This window comes from Peribacillus phoenicis (assembly GCF_047238085.1).
Classification (GTDB): domain Bacteria; phylum Bacillota; class Bacilli; order Bacillales; family DSM-1321; genus Peribacillus.
This window is the reverse complement of sequence record NZ_JBDFMF010000001.1, coordinates 991,447-1,015,040: the sequence shown is the minus strand read 5'-3', so window position 1 is coordinate 1,015,040 and position 23,594 is coordinate 991,447. Positions and strand designations below refer to the sequence as shown.

25 protein-coding genes, 1 tRNA gene and 1 pseudogene are annotated in these 23,594 nt (G+C 37.2%); 9 read left to right on the top strand and 18 right to left on the bottom strand.

From position 1 onward, the window contains the following. Positions 1-23: 23 nt before the first annotated feature. Both ABC374_RS05090 and fabD read right to left on the bottom strand, forming a co-directional pair. Positions 24-689 (bottom strand): class I SAM-dependent methyltransferase, encoded by a 666-nt coding sequence (locus ABC374_RS05090; protein ID WP_413016308.1) that lies wholly within the window; start codon positions 687-689, stop codon positions 24-26. Between the two features lie 5 nt (positions 690-694). Further along, complete coding sequence (gene fabD, locus ABC374_RS05085; RefSeq protein ID WP_413016306.1) at positions 695-2,944, bottom strand: ACP S-malonyltransferase; 2,250 nt, start codon at positions 2,942-2,944, stop codon at positions 695-697. A 636-nt stretch (positions 2,945-3,580) separates the two neighbouring features. Between fabD and ABC374_RS05080 the strand changes: the two genes are divergently transcribed. Then, positions 3,581-4,717 carry a site-2 protease family protein gene (locus tag ABC374_RS05080; RefSeq protein ID WP_413016304.1) on the top strand — a complete coding sequence of 379 codons (1,137 nt, stop codon included), beginning with the start codon at positions 3,581-3,583 and terminating at the stop codon, positions 4,715-4,717. A 426-nt stretch (positions 4,718-5,143) separates the two neighbouring features. On the opposite strand, the gene ABC374_RS05075 is transcribed toward ABC374_RS05080, so the two are convergent. The 9 genes from ABC374_RS05075 to ABC374_RS05035 all read right to left on the bottom strand — a co-directional run bounded on the left by ABC374_RS05075 (position 5,144) and on the right by ABC374_RS05035 (position 13,844). Then, a complete protein-coding gene (locus tag ABC374_RS05075) occupies positions 5,144-5,971 on the bottom strand; it encodes a hypothetical protein (RefSeq protein WP_413016302.1) in 828 nt (275 codons plus the stop codon). Positions 5,972-6,381: 410 nt separating this feature from the next. Beyond that, a complete protein-coding gene (locus ABC374_RS05070; protein ID WP_350301782.1) occupies positions 6,382-7,254 on the bottom strand; it encodes an HNH endonuclease in 873 nt (290 codons plus the stop codon). 211 nt (positions 7,255-7,465) lie between these two features. Next, entirely contained in the window at positions 7,466-9,100 is a 1,635-nt protein-coding gene (locus ABC374_RS05065) for an ATP-binding protein (RefSeq protein WP_413016299.1), read from the bottom strand. A 358-nt stretch (positions 9,101-9,458) separates the two neighbouring features. Continuing rightward, positions 9,459-9,875, bottom strand: coding sequence for a hypothetical protein (locus tag ABC374_RS05060; protein WP_350301780.1), 417 nt, complete (start codon positions 9,873-9,875; stop codon positions 9,459-9,461). A gap of 585 nt (positions 9,876-10,460) precedes the next feature. After that, entirely contained in the window at positions 10,461-11,018 is a 558-nt protein-coding gene (locus tag ABC374_RS05055; RefSeq protein ID WP_413016297.1) for a DUF5381 family protein, read from the bottom strand. Between the two features lie 13 nt (positions 11,019-11,031). Further along, a complete protein-coding gene (locus ABC374_RS05050) occupies positions 11,032-11,826 on the bottom strand; it encodes a hypothetical protein (protein ID WP_413016295.1) in 795 nt (264 codons plus the stop codon). A gap of 9 nt (positions 11,827-11,835) precedes the next feature. Continuing rightward, positions 11,836-13,083: a glycine zipper domain-containing protein gene (locus ABC374_RS05045; protein ID WP_413016293.1), complete on the bottom strand. Its 1,248-nt coding sequence runs from the start codon at positions 13,081-13,083 to the stop codon at positions 11,836-11,838. Positions 13,084-13,338: 255 nt separating this feature from the next. Next, positions 13,339-13,506 (bottom strand): hypothetical protein, encoded by a 168-nt coding sequence (locus ABC374_RS05040; RefSeq protein ID WP_413016291.1) that lies wholly within the window; start codon positions 13,504-13,506, stop codon positions 13,339-13,341. 35 nt (positions 13,507-13,541) lie between these two features. Continuing rightward, on the bottom strand, positions 13,542-13,844 hold the full coding sequence (locus tag ABC374_RS05035; protein WP_268572502.1) for a WXG100 family type VII secretion target: 303 nt from the start codon (positions 13,842-13,844) through the stop codon (positions 13,542-13,544). Between the two features lie 321 nt (positions 13,845-14,165). Between ABC374_RS05035 and ABC374_RS05030 the strand changes: the two are divergent. After that, a pseudogene (locus ABC374_RS05030) lies at positions 14,166-14,378 on the top strand (tyrosine-type recombinase/integrase); the annotation flags it as partial. Between the two features lie 52 nt (positions 14,379-14,430). Here the strand turns inward: ABC374_RS05030 and ABC374_RS05025 are convergent. Next, positions 14,431-14,502, bottom strand: a tRNA-Val gene (locus tag ABC374_RS05025). 211 nt (positions 14,503-14,713) lie between these two features. Between ABC374_RS05025 and ABC374_RS05020 the strand changes: the two genes are divergently transcribed. Continuing rightward, positions 14,714-14,935 carry a hypothetical protein gene (locus tag ABC374_RS05020; protein WP_101224088.1) on the top strand — a complete coding sequence of 74 codons (222 nt, stop codon included), beginning with the start codon at positions 14,714-14,716 and terminating at the stop codon, positions 14,933-14,935. 18 nt (positions 14,936-14,953) lie between these two features. Here the strand turns inward: ABC374_RS05020 and ABC374_RS05015 are convergent, their stop codons facing one another. Beyond that, positions 14,954-15,511 carry a phosphatidylglycerophosphatase A family protein gene (locus tag ABC374_RS05015; protein WP_101224089.1) on the bottom strand — a complete coding sequence of 186 codons (558 nt, stop codon included), beginning with the start codon at positions 15,509-15,511 and terminating at the stop codon, positions 14,954-14,956. 192 nt (positions 15,512-15,703) lie between these two features. On the opposite strand from ABC374_RS05015, the gene ABC374_RS05010 reads away from it, so the two are divergent. The 5 genes from ABC374_RS05010 to ABC374_RS04990 all read left to right on the top strand — a co-directional run bounded on the left by ABC374_RS05010 (position 15,704) and on the right by ABC374_RS04990 (position 18,599). After that, positions 15,704-16,426, top strand: coding sequence for an alpha/beta hydrolase (locus ABC374_RS05010; RefSeq protein WP_101224090.1), 723 nt, complete (start codon positions 15,704-15,706; stop codon positions 16,424-16,426). A gap of 79 nt (positions 16,427-16,505) precedes the next feature. Next, positions 16,506-17,021: a YjcG family protein gene (locus ABC374_RS05005; RefSeq protein WP_350301762.1), complete on the top strand. Its 516-nt coding sequence runs from the start codon at positions 16,506-16,508 to the stop codon at positions 17,019-17,021. A gap of 4 nt (positions 17,022-17,025) precedes the next feature. Continuing rightward, the gene (locus tag ABC374_RS05000; protein ID WP_350301761.1) at positions 17,026-17,454 is read left to right on the top strand and encodes a GNAT family N-acetyltransferase; all 429 of its coding nucleotides are present in this window, start codon (positions 17,026-17,028) and stop codon (positions 17,452-17,454) included. A 159-nt stretch (positions 17,455-17,613) separates the two neighbouring features. Continuing rightward, positions 17,614-17,877 carry a hypothetical protein gene (locus tag ABC374_RS04995; RefSeq protein WP_350301760.1) on the top strand — a complete coding sequence of 88 codons (264 nt, stop codon included), beginning with the start codon at positions 17,614-17,616 and terminating at the stop codon, positions 17,875-17,877. A gap of 233 nt (positions 17,878-18,110) precedes the next feature. Next, positions 18,111-18,599, top strand: coding sequence for a spore coat protein (locus tag ABC374_RS04990; RefSeq protein ID WP_350301759.1), 489 nt, complete (start codon positions 18,111-18,113; stop codon positions 18,597-18,599). Between the two features lie 55 nt (positions 18,600-18,654). On the opposite strand, the gene ABC374_RS04985 is transcribed toward ABC374_RS04990, so the two are convergent. Next, positions 18,655-18,951 (bottom strand): hypothetical protein, encoded by a 297-nt coding sequence (locus ABC374_RS04985; protein ID WP_413016287.1) that lies wholly within the window; start codon positions 18,949-18,951, stop codon positions 18,655-18,657. Between the two features lie 151 nt (positions 18,952-19,102). Between ABC374_RS04985 and ABC374_RS04980 the strand changes: the two genes are divergently transcribed. Further along, positions 19,103-21,376: an ATP-dependent helicase gene (locus ABC374_RS04980; protein ID WP_413016285.1), complete on the top strand. Its 2,274-nt coding sequence runs from the start codon at positions 19,103-19,105 to the stop codon at positions 21,374-21,376. A 194-nt stretch (positions 21,377-21,570) separates the two neighbouring features. Here the strand turns inward: ABC374_RS04980 and spoVIF are convergent, their stop codons facing one another. The 4 genes from spoVIF to spoVAD all read right to left on the bottom strand — a co-directional run bounded on the left by spoVIF (position 21,571) and on the right by spoVAD (position 23,591). Beyond that, a complete protein-coding gene (spoVIF, locus tag ABC374_RS04975; RefSeq protein WP_034314458.1) occupies positions 21,571-21,825 on the bottom strand; it encodes a sporulation-specific transcription regulator SpoVIF in 255 nt (84 codons plus the stop codon). Between the two features lie 112 nt (positions 21,826-21,937). Beyond that, positions 21,938-22,090 carry a YjcZ family sporulation protein gene (locus tag ABC374_RS04970; protein ID WP_072272578.1) on the bottom strand — a complete coding sequence of 51 codons (153 nt, stop codon included), beginning with the start codon at positions 22,088-22,090 and terminating at the stop codon, positions 21,938-21,940. A gap of 102 nt (positions 22,091-22,192) precedes the next feature. Continuing rightward, positions 22,193-22,549: a stage V sporulation protein AE gene (spoVAE, locus tag ABC374_RS04965; RefSeq protein WP_350301756.1), complete on the bottom strand. Its 357-nt coding sequence runs from the start codon at positions 22,547-22,549 to the stop codon at positions 22,193-22,195. A 16-nt stretch (positions 22,550-22,565) separates the two neighbouring features. Then, entirely contained in the window at positions 22,566-23,591 is a 1,026-nt protein-coding gene (gene spoVAD / locus ABC374_RS04960; protein WP_413016283.1) for a stage V sporulation protein AD, read from the bottom strand. Positions 23,592-23,594: the final 3 nt, after the last annotated feature.

Sequence of the window (23,594 nt, the reverse complement as noted above, 5' to 3'; positions counted from 1 at the left end):
ATTCTCCTTCAGCTATATTGTTTTTATTTTTTTGGCAACACAAAAGTTACCCCATCACCAATAGGGAGAAGGCTGACTGTAACTCTATCATCGTTTATTAACATTTTATTTAATGCTCTAATAGCTTGAACATCACGAGACTGGTTTAAAGAGTTTACAACACTTCCTCCCCATAAAACGTTATCAATAACAATAACCCCACCAGGCCTTATCAGAAGAAGTGCTTTTTCGTAATAGTTCATGTAATTTTCTTTATCTGCATCGATGAAAATCAAATCATAATAATTAGCTTTATGATTATTTAAAAGATCATTCATGGTATCTAACGCAGGGGCGATTTCAAGGTTAATCTTGTGAGAAACTCCAGCTTTCTCCCAATATCTTTTTCCTATAGTAGTCCATTCTTCATCTACATCGCAGGCTGTAACAACTCCATGTTCTGGAATAGTCATAGCGAACCATAAAGTACTATACCCTGTAAAAGTTCCTATCTCTAATATCTTCGAGGCATTCATTAATTTAATAAGTAATGTTAGAAATTGTGTTTCCTCTGGAGGAGTTTGCATAGCCGACATAGGCAATTTTGCTGTCTCCTCTCTTAACTGTTTCACAAGTGGGGGTTCCTGGAGAGAATGGTCCAGTACATAATTATATAAAGTATCTGTTAAATTAATAGTCATTTTTGTCATTGGTATCACCCTTGATTCAACATTAATAATGCACCACTGCTTTCCAACAGCTTTTCTGTTTCGGTCATTATTTTTCTAGAGATAACATCTATGTGCCTATTGTTCCATTCTTCCAATTCTGTACCTTTGACCCATCTATTGAATGCGCCAAGAGCAGGACCACAATATATATTGAAGTTAACCTTTTGCGAAGATTCACCATTAATTGCTAACTGGACAGTATTATTCAAATAAAATTTCAATATAGTCTGCATAGTATTATTAGAAGTTGGTCTATTATCAGTAGATACTTGTTCCTCATATCGTAAGATAGTTTGGATCCCTTCATTCAGATACTTTTTTTCAATCATTTCCTTAGTTTTTGAATCCATATCCGAAATGTTTTTATATTGCTTCAACAAATCGTATAGCTTATTAGCTCTGGCCGGGAAAAAGACTCCTTTTTTTACCACTTGTGTTTGTCCTCTTACTTCGAGATCATTAGCGCTTGGAACATAACTTGTATCATGTAAATCTACTTTCTGTAGCATATCTTTTACTAGATTGCTCGTTTCTGCTTCCACTGTACATTGGTTTATAGAGCCTGTTAACACAAAATCCGCTCCAAGCAAGAATGCAATCGCAGCTGCTTCAGGGGTTCCTATCCCGCCTCCTGCCCCTATTCTTACTCGCTTATTTAATGATTTTTCTCTTGTGGACTCGTCTCTTAATCGAATAATAGTCGGAAGAAGCAGGTTTAAGTTAGCTTGACTCGTTTCTCCACCACTATCCCCCATCACACAAATATCATCGACAAGAGGGACTTGTTGAAGCATTCTTGCTTCATCGAATGTAATTTGTCCTTTCTTAATTAGCTGGTCAATTAATGGTTGAGGAGGAACACTGAGAAACTCCATAGCAGTTTCAACTCTAGATAATTTAATGAGAATTTTATTCTTAATAAGAATTTCCCCATTCTCAGAAAGCCTTAAGCCCTTGGCTCTAAACTTTAGTAATGACGGACTAATAGTCCAAAATCCAGAAGCTTCTATAGAGCTGATATTGTGTTTAAGAAATAAATTAATGATTTCGTCTTCTTTAAAAGAGTTATGTATATTAGCTACTAAATTACATCCAAAATTCTGTCCTTCTCGAACTATTTTTTTTGTTTCTAAAATAATTTTTTCTACTTCGTTTATCTCCAAAGATCCTGTTCCTAGGAAAGATAAAAATCCATTTTGAGCCATCTTTGCTACCAGATTAGGAGAAGAAATACCTTTGTGCATGGAACCTATAACATAGGGGTAAATTACATTATAGTCTTCACAAAATTCCTGATCCCCTATAGTAACTATTCTTTTAACATTCCTTATTTTTGCAGGAGTATGGTCAACTATATAAGTTACTTCCTCTTGTTGATGTTTTTTTTCAGTTCTCTCTGATTTAATTTTTGTAACTAACCCCGTTAAGACGTTTCCCGGTCCTATTTCATAAAAGTCTGATACCCCTTTATCCAATAAGTATTGGATGGTTTGATCCCATTGCACTGAACTTGTTAACTGCTTCACAATATTACTCTTGATGTTACTATCTTCGTAAGGAAATGCATCTACATTTGAAACAATTGGTATTTTAGCCTCATTGAATAAGAATTGATCAACATATTTTTTATAATCACCTTGAACTTCAGCCATATATCTAGAATGAAAAGGACCACTAACATTTAAAGGCATGAATAATTTAGCACCTGAATTTTGAAATATCGGTTGAGCACGTAGGATATCTTCTTTTGGGCCAGCAAGAACCGTTTGATTAGGAGTATTTAAATTGGCAATGTCGATCGTCAATAGATTATAGTCACTAAGTAAATTTTCAATAGTTGTCTTTGATAAACCTATAACCGCTGCCATTCCTCCGCCTGTTATACTAGACATTAGTTCTCCGCGTTTTTTTACTAATTTTAAACCCGTCTCAAAGTTGTAAACATCTGCTGCTAAAAGAGCATTATACTCCCCTAAACTGTGACCTATTACATAATCAGGCTCTCCATTTTCTTTTCGATATTTAAAATAACTAAGGGCATTTACAACATATAAGGCCGGTTGAGTATATTGTGTGTAATTTAATTTATTATCCTCATTTTTCAAGCAAAGGTCTTTAATTGAATAACCAAGAATCTCATCAGCTGCTTGAACGTAACCATCAAACTCCCCAAATAATTCTTCTCCCATACCTTTTTTCTGAGAACCTTGTCCTGGAAACATGTAAACTTTCATTTGATCACCCTTTTCGTTGTAGAAATAATTTCTAAATTTACCATAAATTATTACACATTTCTATATTATAACAAAACAGGACTTTTTCCACTATTTTTCCTACGAATATAGTAAAAATAGTAATAAAGTCCTGTAAATACTCCACTATATCTTGAACCTTCTCCGGTTCCTCCTAAACTAATATCAAAAAAGAAGAATTAATCACGACCTTATTACTGGAGCACGTACTATCAAAATGATTCTCGATACCATAAGTTTTAACTTTTCTTTGGAAATGATTAAATTTAATACATCTACAAAATATGTTCACCGACGGTGTAGATTTTGTAAAAGTAGCTGCTCGTTTAGGTCACGCTAATCCAAAAATCCCTTTAGAAACTTACACGCATCTAGGACCTAAGGTTGAGACTGACCTAGCAGGTATTTTTCACAATGCTGTTCAGAATTCATGTTAGCAAAATGTTAGCAAAAAAATGTAATACTTGAAAGTTAATATTCTAGAAAATTATTCCTAAAAGGGAAAGAAAAAATACGATATAATAAGGATATTAGCAAGTTGATAAATCAAGAAGGAGCTCAGATAGACATAGTGTCACTGGGGTCATCTGTTTTCCCATTTACTCTAGGAGGTACATTTTGAAAGAATCTAAATCGAATAAAGGATGGTTAAGTTTGGCGGCAATCGGGTTATTTTTCCTAGGGAAAATGAAATGGTTGTTTGCGCTATTGAAAATAGCAAAAGTAGGTTCCCTGATTTCTATTTTCGTTTCATTAGGAGCGTATGCCTTGGTTTACGGTTGGAAATTTGCCGTAGCCCTAGTCTATCTAATTTACATCCATGAAATGGGGCATTTACTTGCTGCTAAGAGAAAAGGCATCAAAACATCCAATGCCATTTTCATACCTTTTGTCGGAGCGTTAATTGCCCTTAAAGAAGAACCCAAGAATGCTAACCAAGAAGCTTATCTTGCCTTCGGAGGTCCTTTATTAGGTACATTAGCATTTCTACCAGCCATCCCCCTATTTATGATGACAGAAAATCCATTTTGGCTTTTAGTTATTACACTTGGAGCCATGATTAATCTATTTAATCTAATGCCTGTGCATCCACTTGATGGAGGACGTATAGTGGGAGTCATCTCCACAAAGCTTTGGGTATTAGGGATTATCGGAATGGTTGTATATTTGTTTCTCCATCCAAATCCATTTTTAATTCTTTTCTTATTATTGGGTATTTCTAAGTGGTGGAAAGAATTCCGTAGTGAGACATCCAGAAATCAAAGAGACATCATCATTGAATTGAATCAATTTGGATTAAGGCAACTAGAACAATATGCAAGTGCAACAGATGAAGAAAAAATTCGCCTGGTTAATATTTGGAATATGGAATTCAGCCAACTACATGAAAAGTTTACCAACATGAAGAGTTGGCATATCCCGCTATTTGATGATAATAAGCTAAAAGAAAAACAGCTGACCGAGGTAAAATTAAATATTTATAGATCCTTAATGGATGCTGCTAATTCAAATGAATACCAGAACGGACCGACCGATTTTGAAAATATAGGCACCTATGAACGAATAGTTGCAACGTTCTTTAAAGAAGTGCAAGAACAAACTGAAATTAGGGATAAAGAGAAATCCTATTACTCATCGAGTCTCAAAACAAAAGTCATCTGGTTCTCATTATACATTGGGCTTGCCATTTTCTTAATGATAACAAGCTTATATGCAGGTGATTTAATGGATCAATATAAAACTTTATTACCGTAATACATTATGAAAGGGGACCTCATTTATAAGTGTCCCCTCAGACTTTAGACAAACTTGATTTTCATCGAGTTTGTCTAAAGTTTTTTTGCTTGTACAAATTTGGACGTTGATTGGAACGTAGGGCACTCGCTTTCCACGGGCGGTCCGGGAGCCTCCTCGGCGCACCTGCGCCTGTGGGGTCTCCCTTGCCCGCTCCAATCAACTATGTTTTAAAATTTAGATAGAACTCCTTTTGCCTACAGTCTTTTTTGTTTTAAAATAGATCTATTAAAACTTGAGGTGATTGGTGAAAGCCTCCTTAATTATTGTTCCAAAAAAACCTCGTTTGGATCATTTATAATTAAGTAAATACCCCTACAAGTAACCTTTTAATAATTTTTGGTTCTGTTAAGGTTAATGGTGTTAATTAGGCAAAAAAAAAAGGACCTAAAACACGTATAATCTACCGACTTCATCCTGTAAACCTAATTTTATCATTTCATGTATGACCAATTCTTTTAACGCTATCTCATTTGCAATTAAGTAAGTAAATTGGACATCTCTGAAGAAAGCCATTTTACTTTCTGTTGTTGCAGAATTAAAAAAGGCCTTCACTTCTTCCAAGTCAATCGTCATATCTTTTTCAAGTTTGTATGGGAGAAAATTGCTTGTAATGTTCTCTACAGGTATTATGCCTAACCCATCAAGAGTTGATAAAATAGTTTGTTGCTCTCTTTCTGTCCTTACTTTTCTTTCCACATAATGATAGACATCTTCTATTCGTTCGCTATCGAATGTAGCTATTATCTTTTCCACTACATAGTTTGCGTTCTCTTCAAATTCCTCATCTTCAGGTTCTACTTGTTTTAGTTCTTTGAGCAAACGAATGTACTGTCCCTCATCTTCCAGGATATTAAAGTTAGAAATAGTTAAGGCATCTTTCATCGTACAAACCAAGTTAAGAAACTCCCTTATATTCCTTGCTACAATCATTATATGTGAATCAAAATCCATTGGACTAATACATACAATAAAAGCATTCTCTAAATCAGATACTGTTCCGAAGTCAGTTAGAAATCCGAAATGTATGCCGTCAACGCCTGTACTAGCAAATGTAATGACATCATAGGGAGTATTTTCATAAGGGGAGAAGTCAAATTCTAAATAAAGGGATAATTCACTTAAGGAGTAGCCTTCTTTTTCAATTTCCTTCTCTAATTTATGGAGCTTTTCAATTGTTGGTGGCATTTTCAAATACTTTCCGAGATAACTCACTATTTTCTCCTTTAATATTGTGCCTTATTAGGTGATTTAAGAATAACTTGTGTGTTAAATTATTACAATATTAAACCATCGTAAGTATTGTCGACCCCAATTCGGCTAAACAAAAAAAGACCCAAATCCTTGTGATATCAAGGATTTGAGCCTTTGGCAGTTGATGACCTGTGAGGGATTCGAACCCACGATCCCTTCCCTGTCAAGGAAGAAGAGTGAATCGAATTATAACAGATTTAGTTGGAAAACGTTGATTTAATAGGCTAATATTTTTTCTATGTAGGATTTAAACAAATTTAATTGGTGGCATGTTGGTTTTGCCACCAGGCTGCCACCATATTTATATTTATGAAACCCTTGATTTTAAAGTGTTTAAAGCCATGGACCCTATGAAATCCATGGACTTTTGTTTACCGTTGCATATGTAGTAGTTGCTTTAGTTCACTTTTTGATAAACACGGTCGTTTACGGTGTAGCATACGGTGGCAGTTAGCGCATACCAGGGCGATATCCTCTACCTTTGTTTCTTGGTTATCGTCCATTTCCGATACAGGTTTCGTATGATGACCTTCTATATAACCATGTCCTAGTTCACCGTAATATTGTTGGAAATCAAACTCGCATACTTCGCAAAATAACTTACCGTGCTGTTGTAAGAATCGTTCCTTTGCAAGTTTAATAACAAGGGGGTTTCTTTCACGTACTAGATGCTGTTTTAATTTAACCTTTCCTTCTGGAAAACCTTCGTCATCTTCCGTAAACCCTATACGATCAATTTCGTTAAGTTTACGTAGTACATTACCTACGGAACTAAAACCGTACTCTAAAATTGCGTTTCTTTCTGTATCAGTAATACCCTGTCCAGACATAGTGGTTTTTGCAAATTTAATATTAATATTGCTTAGATATACGGGGTTATCAAACACTTTGAAGTCGGTAAGAATTATACATCCTATTTGACCCGTATATGCATCAGTTCCAAACATGGTTTTCATTCTACCTATAAAACTTTCCTTATCTTCATCACCGTTAGCATTACGGTATCTGTCCCATGCTTCACCTGCCGTTAATACCTCGAAACGTATGTACGTAGCCATACCCAATACCGCTCTTTCTCCTTTAACTCTCTTATCATTTTTAACAAGAAAAAAGAACGGTTCCCCCATGGTTATCGATTTAAAGTTTTTAGTGTCCTTACGCCAAAAGTTAAATTCATCTGCTTCATTATGCGAAGATAAATTCGTAAACCATTCCCTAGAAGTAATGCCAATATAGCCATTCATGTTTAAACCTCCTGCAACTAACTAATAATGCCTGTAAAATATTGTATCATTCTATTAACGTTATTATTGGGTAGATTTTTAGTTTTGCAGAATTTAATCTCGGTTATGCAACCCACTACGTTGTTCTGATGCAATAATTTTAGATGACTTGAGAAACCCTTTGAATTTAATTATGATTAAATTCAAAGGGTTTTTTATCAGAAATCCATGTTTAATTTAGAAGCTTCCAGAACGCCATATCCTCCATAATTTCGTATCTATTATTGGTAACAGACGTGACTAAGCTTTTGTGTTTTTGAAGTTGTGCTATCTTTTTAACTATCTGCTCACCCTCAGCCTGATTTTCTGGACTGAAGATAGCTTGTACTTCCTTCTTTTTAATGGTAGGTACTCTATGTATAATCCAAGTCAATATATACTGAGCATAGTCATTATTTGTAGTTGCAAAGTGGTCTAAAAATTGGGTTGATAGGATTACACCAACGCCATATTCTCTTCCTTCTTTCATAATTTTCTTTAAAGAAGAGAAGTCTTGACTCAAGAAGTTATCTGCCTCATCAACAAGTATCATTTTCGTTAATTCACGATAATCTCCTTGAATTGTACTGTGCCCTTTTGTAGACATCTGGGAATAGAAGGTGTCCAAAGTGATTCCTACTATCAAGTTCTGAACACTTGGATCATAACCAGCCAGATTTACAACCGTTACGCCTTGTATCATGTCATATAAGGACTTTGTATTCTCACTATTTGGAGAAAAGATCTCAAAATCATAAATTTGTTTTAGTGCTGCATAAAGACTATCTTCTTTTACATCCTCCCTATCCATTAATCGTTCAAATACATTATTTAATGTAGGTGGTACCAGACCCCATGTAGCCATATCAGCCTTATAAATACCAGCTTGTGAATAAGCTTCAATGATTAAATCATTCAATAACTGCTGTTGCTTTATACCTAAATTAAAAGCATTGGCAATTGTTTCTTTAATGGTACTAGCTGTATGCAAAGGCAATAACGGCTTTAGTTGTTTTCCCCTATATAAAGATAACGGATTATACGGAAGGTGATATGGATGATACACTGTAGCGTTTGTCGCCTCTCTAAAGTCATCTTTGATATAGTCACCTTTATAGTCAAAGATGAGAACATCAATAGGTGTTCCATTTACATTAGATAGAGAACCATCATGTATCTGTTTAATGAACGATTTAGTAAACTGAGTTTTACCCGTCCCCATCGTACCAATAATACCTGTATTCGTATGCATGATTTTACTGGTCGTAGTTGGATACCAATACAATGGTTCATTGCTGTTGGGTGAATGACCAAAAAGAATTCTTAATGGTTCTGTTTCGTCAGGCAATTTTGTAACGGAAGGTTCTATAACTAGAGAACTATTATGTGAGTCATGATTCGCCGTAACCGAAGCAATTGCATGGCTTTTTTCATAAATATTTTTCAAATTTGGCTTTTCTTCCGTTTGCAGTTCCTCAGGCATTTCCTCCTGTTCCATGTTAAGCATTTCGCCCTTCGGTTGTTTATATATATCCTCCCAGCCTTTTTTGAATTTCTCATATGCTTTTTGCATTGCGGATGGTGTTAAATGGGTGTAAACGTAGTAATTGTCTTTTACAAAGATATTTTTCTTTTTACTTCCATTTTTGGCTACGAAGTATTCTGAATCGTAAGTACGGATTCCTGTGAACTCTATTGTTTCAATTGTTTTTTGTAAATCTTTTTCCATGAAGAACTGCCAGAAGTTGCGGAAGATTTGTGCGTGTGATTTTTCCGCCCATCTGATTATTTCTCCATCTATGTTCATTTCAAATTCATGAGTGCTCATTAGTAAATCCTCCTATAGTTCTCCTCTTTATATATTAGTTTACTAAATTTTAGCTGGCAAATATAAATAAAGATATAAAATGAATTGGTTCTGTTGCAGAAATTTCTAGAGACTTGCAATTAATTTCCAAGTTTTGGACATGGCGATACTATTACTCTAAAGAAGGTGCGTGATTAAAGTTAGAAATCAAGTTTAAACCTAAGCTTTCTAAGACAACTTCTCTTTCTCTGGGTCTTGTCTTATTGGATATCAGTTTAATTTCTCACTCAAAATTCAGCTCCAGAGAGATTCTCCAAGGTGGCTTCTTTATCTTTTCTTGTTTTAGTTTAAAGTCAGGTCACCATTTTCTTAGAGTACATTAATTTATTAGCATTTTATCTAATTCACGAACTTTAACATATGACTCCAATAGTTGTTCAGGTATTAATGTTTTCCCATAATCCCAAGCATTAGTTTCTATTTCGGATTTTAGCTTTTCTTTTTCTTCTTCGTGACCATACATTAAAATCCTTAAATCATGTTTGTTTTTCTTAAAATCTAAATAATAACCAATCATACGATAAAGAATAATTTTAACAAAGTCTTCGTCTGTCTCTTTAATTCTAATTTTCCCTTTATAACCGTTAACTTGAAGGTAATTGAATTTTATAGTATTGGTCGATACGTTATAACTCATAGGTGCACTTAAATTATTGTCAAATTCATAAGTAATATCCAAATTGTGCTCATTTAATGTGTTATTAATTATCTTTTCGATATCGCTTATATAAATCATTTAACTATCACTTCCCTTTTAAAGACTTACTTCATTATAGTAGTAGATTTAAGTTATTCTTCCTATATGATAAACTGTTGAGATATTAAAATCACACAGTTAAAATTAAGGTAATATTTACTATATAATACTGAAGTGGAGGGTAAGTCATACGAGAAGTGTGATTAATCCCCTAATAGAACCCCTAATTGGAAAGGAATTTTACTTTTAATTACTCTTCCATACTTTCCTCCTTCTATTTATTTCACTTTAAAACTTTCTATCATTGGTTGTAACTCTTCTTGATATTGTTCTACCATCATTTCAAGTGAAGGCATTGTATAATACTTTTCAAGCCAAGAAACGTAATGAAGTGCTACATTCACCAATTGAGTAAATTATCTTTATTAACATAAAAAGACCCAAGCCCTTGTGATATCAAGGATTTGAGCCTTTGGCAGTTGATGACCTGTGAAGGATTCGAACCCACGCCCCCTTCCCTGTCAAGGAAGTGAAAGTAATGGGATTATAACAGATTTATAATGAAAAAGAGAATTGGACGCGAATCACCAGCTTTGGACTGAGATCTTTTAATTTGAATGATCGTTAATCAATTTTCTGCTCTTGCCGCTCGTATTTGGCTACTCTTTGCAATTTATCTAAATCCACCTTACGATCCCATACTTTTTTTGCATTTTCTGTAATATAGGGATAAAGATATTGATCAACGACCACCTGATAATCCAGGTCATCAAGTAAATTATACGTACGAATTTTTATGGTTTTGTTATCAAGGGTGTCAATGACTATATCATTGATTAAATTCAGTGGATTTCTTACTAAGTCGATATTCCGGATATTCTTAATATAAACTGTACCTTTCTTCGACTTAATCGTACCATTTTCACCTTGGACAATCGTTAACAGGACCTTTCCTGGAATAAAACCTGGAAGTGACCAAAGCGTTAGGTAAAGGTAAAAAGGAGTAAAGATGAGACCACCGCCAAGGTAAAATAAAGAATACTTGGACTCAAATTTCAAACCGTGTATGATTAAGAAAAAACAAGCAATTAAAAAACCTACAGTCGCAAGAAACATCCACCCGTACATGAACTTTGACCCTTTTATCTGAATGGCGTCATTTTCTTTCTTAACGTTTACCAAATAATGCACCTCCTTAAGCTGGAAGAATCTTGTTGGTTAATAATAGTTGATTAATAGATTCCTCATTCGCTCTCTGAATACTCAGGTCAAGGTTGTCCCTTGTAGCTAGCCAACATTCATTCTTTCCTGGAATCACAAAATAAAGATCTTTTAGGTCAGGGTTATTCTCTGAGTCATACGTTAAGCTTACTAAACTATCCATTTTACCGTTTCTATTCGAAATATCATTTAAAAACTCTAAGATACTAGTAGACTCTCCCTTTTTACTTACCCATTTCTGAACAATTGACTCCGGTAAAGAATGAGATTGACTTACATCTTCTAAAAGTTCTTCAAATTCTTCACTTTTTAACTGAAGAATAACTTCACCTTGCTTTTCTAACGTATGGAAGTGGAAAAAACCGCTTATAACTGAAAGGATTTCTTCTTTCGGCAGCTTAGAAATAGAGTGAACTTGATGATCGTACAATACTTTATGTAAATAAACCTCTCCATTTTTAAAATGAAAGGCAATACTATCTTCTCCATTTAAGTCTGGCTGATGTTTAGAAGCTTTTACGGTACTTTCTGCATTATTCAATGTATGAATATAGGCAGCAAATTCATCTTTTAACTTATATTGATTATTTACTTCCTTTAACATATCTTTTGCTAACAAAGAGCGAGAGGCAATTTCTAGCATTAATTTCAACTCGGCATCTTGAAGCGTTTGAAAATAGGCTCCCTTAATCGACATTCCTTGTTCAAATAAACCTTCACTATAAAATGAAAAAAGTAACTCTTCAATACTTAATTGAATGGTATTCATATATCCTCCTTAAAAAAATGAAAATTTATCCTCAAAAAAATCTTTTGCTCCATCGGCAAGGGAACTCGCTGTTTCTTTCGCTTTCGATAATCCCTTACCGATTTCCCCCACCTTCCCTATTGGGTCAGCAATAGTATCCTTAATTTGATCATTTACGAAATCAGCACCTTTATTAACACCTTCAACAACTTTCCCAGCTTTCTCCAAACCACCTTTAATCAGTTCAAGCCCATCATGTATAGGTTCTTTAATGACAATCGCTGCTTTCTCTGCTATACCTGCCGTAAGTTTAGCCGCTTGCTCTCCAACAAGTCCTCCTACAAATGAACCTGCAGCGGCTCCTACAACTGTACCGACTGGGCCTACTAAACTTCCTAGAGCACCTCCTACGAATGCTCCCGCAATGGAACCTCCAGAAATCGCTACGGTATTATTCACTGCATTTCCTACCGCTTTTGCATTTTCTCGCTTTAAGACCTCTGGATTATTTCCATATTTCGCATAGTTTTCGGAAATTTTCAGTCCCATTCCGCCTGCTTCCATTACTCCTGTTACTAGTCCTGCACTAACAGCGTTGGTTTTGGCAAATTTCGCTCCCGTCTGTAGAAATGATTTAAACGTTGTAGAGTCCAATGCTCGATGATTAATCCCTTCAAATAATGCCTTTGAACTATCTGTATACTTAACAACATCACCAGGAAGATATTTAGCAACCTTTTTGTGAACTAAATCAGCAAATGGAACATCTCTATATTTTTTCAATAAAAAGGTTGGATTTAAATAGGCTCTTGCTACATTACGAAATTTGGAATTATCGACTACATCTGTTAGTTTATTTAGGGCATTCATATGTTTATACATATAGACATCATCACTATTTTTGATAAATTGCGTAAAACCTAGCCCATAAAATGCCAGCTGTTTTGATACTAAAGCACCCATCGCAGTGAGCGCTCCATATTTCTCATGCAGTTTATAAAGTTGACCGACTAAGTTATCAGCATCGGAAAATTTATTGGCGGTCATTCGAAGGTCGATCTCCACTTCACTCAGAAGGTCAACTAATTGATTTCCTGTTCCCCACGGATCTCCTACTTGATAAAAACAATGACTATACTCTGCTGGAGCACTGCTAATTAGGTTCACTAGTTCCAAATGAAGACTCTTGTATTCTTCTTCAATTTTTGACAAGTGCGAGACAAACTCATTTGCTAAATCTTCTAAACGATCTGGGTCTACTGAAATTTTATTCCCCACTGTATCATCCTCTTTTCTTTTCCTTTATGAACTATTTCATCTATATACTATGAAAAAAGTGATGTCCTAATAGAATAATCTATAAAGGCAGGATAAATAGGTCGACACAACCCGGTACCCAATTTTCATCCATTCCTTGCTTACCGTCATCTTCTTTTTTCTGTCTCTACTTATTACAAGCCATTTTAAACCTCTCAAAACAATTATCATTATTGGCAAGTACAGTTGTAAAACTTTAGCGGACATAAGGTAGACTTAAAAAAGAGTGATTATTTGATGTGCCAAAACACCAAATTGAATGAACAAAATAAAAAAACGACCGCAGCCGGGGAGTAAACTACCATCTTTATTTTGCTTATTCTTATCCGGGAGGATCCAGCCTTCCTCTTCCAAACTTTTACGATCCCTATTCTTCGGTTTCATATGACACCTCTTTATATCCTTTATTCATTTTGTTTCTACTCATCCTTCATACAAGCAAGCCGCTCTAATTCTCTTTGTCTTTCAATCTCTTCTCTCACTCTGTCAACATCATTTGCTGCGCTTTCTAATTCTCTACTTATTTGATAAAGATTGTCTGAATGTCTTTGAAATAGGACAGCTGCTTCATCTAGTATTGAATCAAATTTTTTCCGGGCTTCGCCAGCCCATGTCTCCGTATTCGTATGTATACTCTGCATTAATTTTGATTCATCTAATTTTAACTCCTCAGAAGATTCCTGAAACACTTTTGTTAACGCTCTGACTTTATCCGAATTCATCTTTTCACCTCATTATTGAGTCAACGTACTTTTTCTCTATTTATTCTCAAATACCATTTTAATACAACAATTCCCTATTTTAGATAAGTAAATGTTACTATAATTACTAAGTCACTTCCATAGGCCCCCAGTATTGAAATAAGAAATAGATATAGGAAGAATGTTTTATTTTATTAACATAACGAGTGTAGTTGGCAAATATGCCATGATATAACGAGGGAAACTGGAATTTTCCTCATGCAGAGAAAGAAGGTTTATCCATTTCTGCCGTTAAAAATGGAGGTCGTTGGAAAGCTATAGAAGTATTCGGTTGAGGATGCTAACGTGACATCCATTCGGTTTCACGATATCCGGCACACCCACGCCTCCATCTTGATCTCTGAAGGGGTAGTTATCGTCAAAGTAGCGGCTCGTTTAGGACATTCGAAACTTAGCATCACGTTAGAGCATTACGCCCATATGATGCCCAACCAAGATGATGAAGTGGCTGATATTTTACACAACGCCCTTCAGAAGTCCAGTAAGACAAAATAAAAAAAAGACCCAAATCCTTGTTATATCAAGGATTTGAGCCTTTGTTAGTTGATGACCTGTGAGGGATTCGAACCCACGACCCCTTCCCTGTCAAGGAAGTGCTCTCCCACTGAGCTAACAAGTCGTATGTAATGACTGACTGGTTACTTAAGTACATAATTTATTATAAGTTTTTTTGTTAAAAAGTCAACGCATTATATTAAAAAAGTTTTAATTTTTTCTTATTTTATTTCCCCGCTCCGCAAAACACGAACGAACATTCCCTTTTCACTTGCATATAAAACGTACGTTCGCATATAATGATAGCAAGCAAGTCAGCAAAGGAGTGACAGGGAATGAAATATATACTTCGTAAACATATGGAAGGAAATGCTCCATTGGAGATAATTTATCTCTCCGAACAAGGTAAGATCACGCAGCGGAAAATTCAGGTGCTTGAAATTTATCCAGGACATATTCACGCATTCTGTTTCCTAAGGCAGACAAAACGGACATTTAAAGTGGCCAATATCCTTTCTGCCCGCCTCATTAAGGCCAGGTTTGATAGGTCTGGCTGAAGAAGAGTTAATCAAGGTTCAACCGATTAACTCTTCTTCTTCCTGGATGTCCTTTTCCTGTTCGGTTAACGATTCTTCTTCATCTCTCAGACGGTGAGCTAACCTTGAGGCGGCACTCGCGGCAATGCTTGCAACGATATCATCCAGGAAGGTATGCACGATTCCTTCTTGCTTCTTATCAAGTTCGTGTATGACGCCTATTTTATTTTTATCCAAATGGCCAAAGGTCGTTACAGCAATGCTTCCGTAACCGAGTACTGCACCAAAGGCAATCGTTTCATCCACTCCGAATAGCCCTTCATCAGACTCAACAATAGATTGCAGGGGTTCTGATAGCTTTTTTTGCTCGGCCAGTTTATCCAGCTCCACACCGACTAAAATGGCATGTTGAATTTCCCTTTTCAACAGGACACGCTCAACGCTGTGGATGCATTCCTCCAGCTTAAGATCAGCTTTGTACGGGAACTGCAATTCATAAACGATTTTTGCAATTGCCTCCACACTGACACCCCGCTCTAATAATGTTCGTTTAGCCGCCTTCGTTACTTCCCTGCTGTGTACCTGTACATCTGCCATTTTATTCGCCACCTTTTTTATTGTATTATTTTTCTATATCCTTTTATTATAGCACCTTATTATTCAAATTTTTAGAAAATACAATGAAAATTTTCTATTCTAAAATCTTGTCACGGGAAAAAGTCGCAAGGCTATGCTAAAATAATCAAGTAAGTTGTTTTTAATTATTAATTATCATTGAGGTGCGGGAGAATGAGTTTACGCAAAGGCACAATTAAAGAGTACATGTTTAAAAGCGAAGCTTTAGCAGAAGAATTGGAACTGCTTGTTTACTTGCCTGCTAATTTTTCGCCACTGTATAAATATTCGCTTGTGATTGCTCAGGATGGCCGTGATTATTTTCAAATGGGTCGAATTGGTCGGGTAGCAGATGAACTGTTAGGGAACGATGAGATTGAGAATATCATCATTGTCGGCATTCCCTATAAAGACCGCTTTGACCGTAGGCGCAAATATCATCCGGACGGGGAACAGCACATTGCATACATACGTTTTCTTGCCCATGAACTTGTCCCGTTTTTAGATGATGAATTCCCAACCTATCAAATGGGACATGGTCGAACTTTGATCGGTGACTCTCTTGGCGGTACAGTTTCTTTATTGGCCGCCCTAAAGTATCCGCATACATTCGGGAAATGCATCATGCAGTCGCCACTTGCCAATGAAGCAGTAATGGATGCTGTACGTAATTTTGAGGATCCGCATCTCCTCGAACTTTACCATGTGATCGGGACTGGGGAAACAGATGTTCCAACGACGGATGGCAAGAAGGCAAACTTCATAGAGCCCAACAGGGAATTGCATAAATTAATAAATCAAAAAGGATTTCCTTACTTCTATGAAGAATTTGAAGGTAATCATACCTGGAAATACTGGCAGGCAGATTTAAAACGAGCACTATTGGAAATGTTCTAATCCTCTCTTTTTGAGATGGTTTCAAGAAAAAGCATGGCCAACTATAATACAACTAAAAAAATATCAGGAGGTTTTATTTATGAAATATGGTGTTGCAATTTTCCCTTCAAAAAAACTTCAAGATTTAGCTAACTCCTATCGCAAACGGTATGATACGAAATATGCTTTCATTCCACCGCATCTGACGCTTAAACCAACGTTCGAAGCGACGGATATGGAAATTTCAACAATCGCGGATCAATTAAAAGACATTGCTCGTAAGTGCAGGCCTTTTACGATTAGCGTTACGAAAACGAAGTCTTTCCAACCTGTAAGCAATACTATTTATTTCAAAGTGGAATTATCCGAAGGGCTTCAAGAACTGCATGATGCACTTAACAATGAGGATTTCATAAAAAGTGAAAGTGAACATGCATTTGTCCCGCATATTACCATCGCTCAAGATTTATCCGATAATGAGCATTCTGATGTTTTAGGCCAATTAAGCATGCTTGACATCAGCCATGAAGAAGAGGTGAAACGAGTTCACTTGCTGTATCAACTTGAAGATGGGGCATGGACCGTTTATGAAACATTTAGATTAGGAGCTGAATGATTTCGTGTTTGTAAAAATCGCAGAGAACAGCCAAGAGCTTGAAAATGCTTATATGATCAGAAAAAAAGTGTTCGTCCAAGAACAAAACGTCCCTCTTGAAGAAGAGATCGATGAATATGAACAAGAGTCTACACATTTCGTTTTATATGATGATCAGCATCAGCCAATCGGTGCCGGCCGTTTCAGGGTCATCGACAACATTGGTAAAGTCCAGCGCATTTGTGTACTATCATCGGGCCGTAAGAATGGTGCCGGTGCCATGATCATGAATGCTATTGAGGAATACGCCATCCAGCAGGAAGTACCTCAATTGAAGCTTGATTCCCAGGTCCATGCCATCCCTTTTTATTCGAAATTAGGGTATGAGATCGTTTCCGACGAATTCATGGATGCCGGCATTCCTCATAAAACAATGAAGAAAACCATTTTATAATATAAAAAAGCTGTCCTTTCAGTTCTCTGATTGGACAGCTTTTTTTGTTCGTTCATGAACTTAAATTATCGTTTTATAAAAAAAACCATTTCCGTTCAATGGCAATCTCCGCAAAAATACATAGTCTATATATAGAAAGCAAGAAGGAGGGAAAATTTTATGGGTAACAATGATTTTAACCTGGAGGAGTCTCAAAAAAGACTGATGGAACTGCTGGTTTCGAGGACTATGAGAAAACATGGTTTCAAAAAGGAAAAAGTCGATCTGACTGAAAGAGAGAAAAACAACCTTAAAGAAACCATTCGCCATTTACAAGAGCAATCACTAAAAATCATAAACCAAGAAAAGAACATCACTGAACATGATGTTAATCCAGTTACAAATTCCATTCACAACAAATTCACGGATTCCAAAAATAAATGACACACCATATCACCTAATCAAACCTTACTTGCTGGCGAGAAATAAGTAAACCGAGACATAGCAGCACTTACATTTCATTCCTAAAGCTCCAGCTTCTTTATTATTCATCCCCACACACCAATACTTTCTCTAAGTATTAAAAAATAGACGAATTAACTGATTTATTCGTCCAACCCGATTACCCATCAAAGCATATTTTAATAGGGAATAAAACCTAAGGAGGAAAAAACAACATGAACCAAAATGTATATCGTAGCAACTGTAACACACATGAAGACTCTGAAAGATCATGGTCGGCTCTAGATTCCGCTTCCAGACATCCCCTGTCAGGATTCTGTAACGACGATGACACACGCATTAACCAAGAGGCAATACAGGATAATAATCAACTTCAGCTTTCTGAAGAACTTATTTACATTAAAGATTCTTGTAATGTAAATATCACTTCAACGGATGTTAAAGCGGCCCTTTCTCTTCAAGCTGCTCTACAAGCTGCAATTGCGGTCATCGTAAGCATTTCCATCGCAGATTCTGATAATGCTGAGAAGATCACTCAAGAATTAATCCAATCTTCTAATGTTAAACAAATCACGCGCCAAAAAACAATTGTTGAAAACAGCCGTGATATCGAAATTACAACAACGGATGCTCAAATCGCTCTAAACATCCAATTATTACTTCAACTATTGTTAGCTCTAATCGTAGAAATTGACATTCTCTAAGGAATCAACACAAAAAGGACACTTCGCGTGTCCTCTTTTGTTTTTGATGGCAGAACTAGACAACTTCGTTGAAAAACCTGCCTTTTCCAGTCATTTCAGCCGTTAAATCTTCACTGACCCTCATGCCCATTTGATATTTATATGTGCCTGCCCCATATGTACTTTCCCGATTATTATCTTTCATTTGATGTAATCCTTCAAAGCTTCCCCTTTCCCTTTCCAGCACCTGATCAAAACGGATAGGTTGAATGGGTGTCGTCCCTTTAACAATTCTTACTTTCTCTGCAGCTTCGACCGTCCGGTTGGCATATTGAATATAATCAAATTGTGTGACAGGTGCTATGTACCCCATAGTTTTCCCTCCTTATATTTACATAGTTGTGTTGTCATTTAATTACCCGTCCGAAACAATATATAAACACGATTTCCGCATTCTTTTTTCCTAATCTTCTGGTATGATGAGTATTGCCGATATTTTTAATAGATTAGAGGTATCCATTTATATGAATCAAGCAAAATCTGGCAATGAAATCGTACATTTACATACCGTTTCAGCTGGTGAGCTGCAGACACTTTTTGAAAAAGGAAAACGTGATCAGCTTTCTTGTATCATTTGTCATAAACCAGTGAAATTATTTATTGGAATCCATGAAACGCCTTATTTTTATCATAGTGATCCATCGCAGTTACCCTGTGACATGCCAATTTCAAAACCAATAAATGAGGAAAAGCCATTAGAATATATGGAACAGAATGGATTTAGGATTCCTACATCACGGACCATTACGGAAACGAAAACCATTACAGAACCTTTCCTTAAAAGCCGGCCCATAACCGGCAATCCGAAATATTCAGATAAACCATCCTGCCTGGCACAATCAGAGGAACCATACTTTCAAGAATTATCCTCATCAGGGGTTGTTCTCGATGCAGAGCAACTAAAGGCGGTAACGACGATCGATGGACCAATTCTCGTACTTTCAGGAGCAGGCAGCGGGAAAACCCGCGTGTTGACGGTACGCACAGCCTACATGCTTACAGTGAAAAAGATTGATCCTAAAAGTATCATGCTTGTAACATTTACGGCGAAATCCGCTAAGGAAATGCAGCAGCGTCTGCTCGGTTATCCCTATATGACTCCTTCCCTTGTTTCTCAAATCGTTAGCGGGACCTTTCATAGCATCTTTTACAAAATCCTGATTTTCCATGAACCAGCCAAATGGCAGCGTGATTTCCTATTGAAGTGGGAGTGGGAAAAAGAAAAGGTATTGAAACAGGCTGGCAGGGAATTGGAACTTGATGATAAGGAGTTTGCATATGATCAAGCCCTTCAACAAATCGGGCTTTGGAAAAACTCATTGGCTTTTCCAGAAGATATCCAACCTAAGGACGATTGGGAGAAATCGTGTTTATTTTTATATAAGAAATATGAAGAATATAAACAGCAAACAGGGAAGTATGATTTTGATGATATGCTTGTAGGCTGTTATGTATTTTTAAAAAACAACCCGGATTTTTTAAAGAAATATCAGCAAAGGTTTAATTATTTTTTGGTAGATGAGTTTCAGGATATCAATAAAGTTCAATATGAATTGATAAAACTCCTCTCTGCTGAATCAAAAAATGTATGTGCAGTTGGAGATGATGATCAATCGATCTATTCATTCCGGGGAAGCGATCCGAAGTATATTTTGAATTTCAATCATGATTTCCCTCGTTCCCAAGTTGTGAAGCTGACGGAGAACTACCGCTCTTCCCATGAAATTGTCGCTACAGCGAACCGATTGATCAAGCGCAACCAGAACCGGATGGAGAAAAAGATGAGCGCACAGCATGATTCAGGAAATCCCCCTGTTTTATTTTATCCTTATGATGAGGAATTGGAAGCAACGATGATCGTATCTGATATCCAAGAGAAAATATCCAAGGGAGCAAATCCTGGGGATTTTGCGATATTGTACAGGACACACACGATGTCCAGGGCCATTTTCGAACGACTGGCCTCTTCCAACCTGCCATTCGTCATTGAAAAGGATGCGGATTCGTTTTATCAGCGCAAGGTCATTCGCGGCATGCTTGCCTTTATGCGTTTGAGTTTGTTCCCGCATGACAGCAAGGCAGCAGCTGATGTCCTTTCCTCCTTATTCTTAAAGCAAAGTATTTTACAGGAATTAAAAGCAATGACAATATTGCAGGATTGTGATTTTATCGATGCATTTGCTTTTATTAAGACAGGACATGCTTTTCAGGAACGAAAATTAAAAACGATTCCAGGACAGATCCGCTCTTTAAAAATTATGTCGCCACTCGTAGCTTTAGAAATCATCGAAAAAGATTTAGGATACCAGGAATATGTAAAAAAACGCGGCAATGATGCGAACCAGGAAAAAGGGTCCGATGACATCCGTGACTTAAAGGTGGCGGCAAATCGTTTTCCCACGGTCGCCGCTTTCCTTGAACATGTCGATCATATGACTGCAATGGTCCAAGAGATTAAACAGCTATCGAAACATTTTAAGGATGCCATACAGCTTACCACGATACACCGTTCCAAAGGGCTTGAATACAAAACCGTTTATGTCCTTGCTGCTGTCGATGGCAGCATCCCTCATGATTTCGCACTTGAATCTTACCGAAAAGGGGAACTATCCCCTCTTGAAGAGGAAAGACGATTGCTCTATGTAGCGGCAACCAGGGCCAAAAAGGATCTTTACCTTTCCATCCTGCAAACTAGACGCGGACGGACCGCCCATCCATCACGTTTCTTGAAGCTTTGACCAAAAGCTGATGCTAACCATATATGGAAATATGAATAAAACAAAATAGTGTTCGGAATGGTCTCATCCCGAATTACTTACAATTTTATGGAATGAACTGAAGCTCCAACTTTTTTTAATAAAAAAACTGCAGGCAAACCCGCTTCCTTCGAGTTTGTCTGCAGTCTGAAGGCCTGCATATAGCAGGCCTTTTTTCACTTTTTATTTATCATATTGGATATCGTCCCGAAATCGAGTTTATTCCCTTCAGCTACGATGGAATGAACGATTTTATCTTCCGTTTCTTTATTGACCGGTTTATTTGCGATTTTTGAAACGCGCTTAATGACATTTCTAACAGTCGTTTCATCTTTGAAATTGGCTCCTTGGAGCGAGTTTGCCAATTCTAATACATCTTTCATATTTACGCCGGTTTTACCTTCTATGTTTTTAAAAAAGTTATTATCCATACCTAAGCCCCTCCCTTTTCTGTACCTATCCTATGGCATTATCAGAAAAATGGTGCTAGGCCCATGCAAATAAAAAAAATGGAATAGGCTTCTTCTGCCTATTCCATTTTCCTTAGCAGAAAGAAGCCCCTACAATGATCAATAGGATAAACAATACAACGATTATCGCGAAAGTGGAACCGCCGCCACCGTATCCTCCGCCATAACCGCCGCCGTATCCATAACCGCTGCCGCCACAACAACCGTAGCCACCAAAACCAAACATACATATCACCTCGCTCTCGCTAAAGCTTACTGATAACATATGTAGGTCTGGACAAATATGTATAGGCCATGTCCTAGTCCAGGCTGCCTATTTCCGCTTGTTTCATCCTTTTGGTCTGAAAACCAAAGCTCCGATGAATCCAAAGATGATTGCTGCAGAGATACCGGAACTCGTAATTTCAAACATGCCTGTCAGTACGCCGACGAGACCATGTTTTTCCGATTCCATCATCGCCCCGTTCACCAGCGAGTTCCCAAACGAAACGATTGGAATGGTTGCTCCAGCACCGGCAAAGTCAACTAGCGGCTCATATAAATCAAATCCGGCAAGAACAGCTCCTATTACAACGAACAAGCTTAACGTATGTGCTGGTGTCAGCTTAGCAACATCGAAAAGAAGCTGGCCGACAACACAAATCAAGCCACCGATGACAAAGGCCCAAAAAAACATTGCTAACATCGAAATCTCTCCTTTTTCATGAATTCATCCCATACTCAATGGCCACCGCATGGGCAATGCACGGAATCGTATCTTTTTGCTGAACGGAAAGTGGCGACAATAATGCACCTGTTGCGACAAGCAGGATTTTATTATATTTACCGGAAATCATTTCATTTAATATATGACCGTATAAAACGACTGCCGAACATCCCGCACCGCTCCCACCAGCCAAAACAGGCTGGTCCTTTTTAAAAATCATCAATCCGCAATCCTTGAATTTTTCCTGATTGATATCACAGCCCTTTTGCTTTAATAAGTCAAGAGCTGTCTCCCTCCCTATTTGACCTAAATCACCGGTAATGATGAAATCGTAATCATCCGGGGTCAAACCAGTATCTTTAAAATGGGAAAGAATCGTATCGGCGGCCGCCGGGGCCATCGCTCCCCCCATATTGAAAGGATCTTTCAATCCCATGTCAATGACCTTTCCAATAGTGGCCGAGACAATATGGGGAAATTCCCCTTGCATGCTTCCATCAGGAGCAACCAGCGCAACACCCGCTCCTGTTATCGTCCATTGAGCTGTAGGTGGTTTTTGCCCGCCATATTCAGTTGGATAGCGAAATTGTTTTTCAACAGCTGCATTGTGGCTCGATGCACCTGTCAACACATAGTTAGCCCCCCCATAATTAGTGATGAAGGCAGCTAGAGCAAGCCCTTCCATCGATGTGGAACAGGCTCCAAACAAGCCGAAATATGGAATTCCATTGGTTCTGGCTGCAAAGCTTGTCGGTGTAACCTGATTGATTAAATCACCCGCCAAGAAAAATTGCACCTGTTCCTTGCTAATCTTACCTTTCTCCAATGCAAGCTCTACCGCTTTCTCCATCAAATGCCGATGAGCCTTCTCATATGAATCCTGCTCCATCCACAAATCGTCGTATAAAATATCGAAATCACCCGCGATTTCTCCATTAGCTTCAAATGGCCCGCCTGTTACCCCAGTTTCCAAGATGACCGGTTTATTGGTGAACATCCATGTTTGTTTTCCCTTTAACACTGC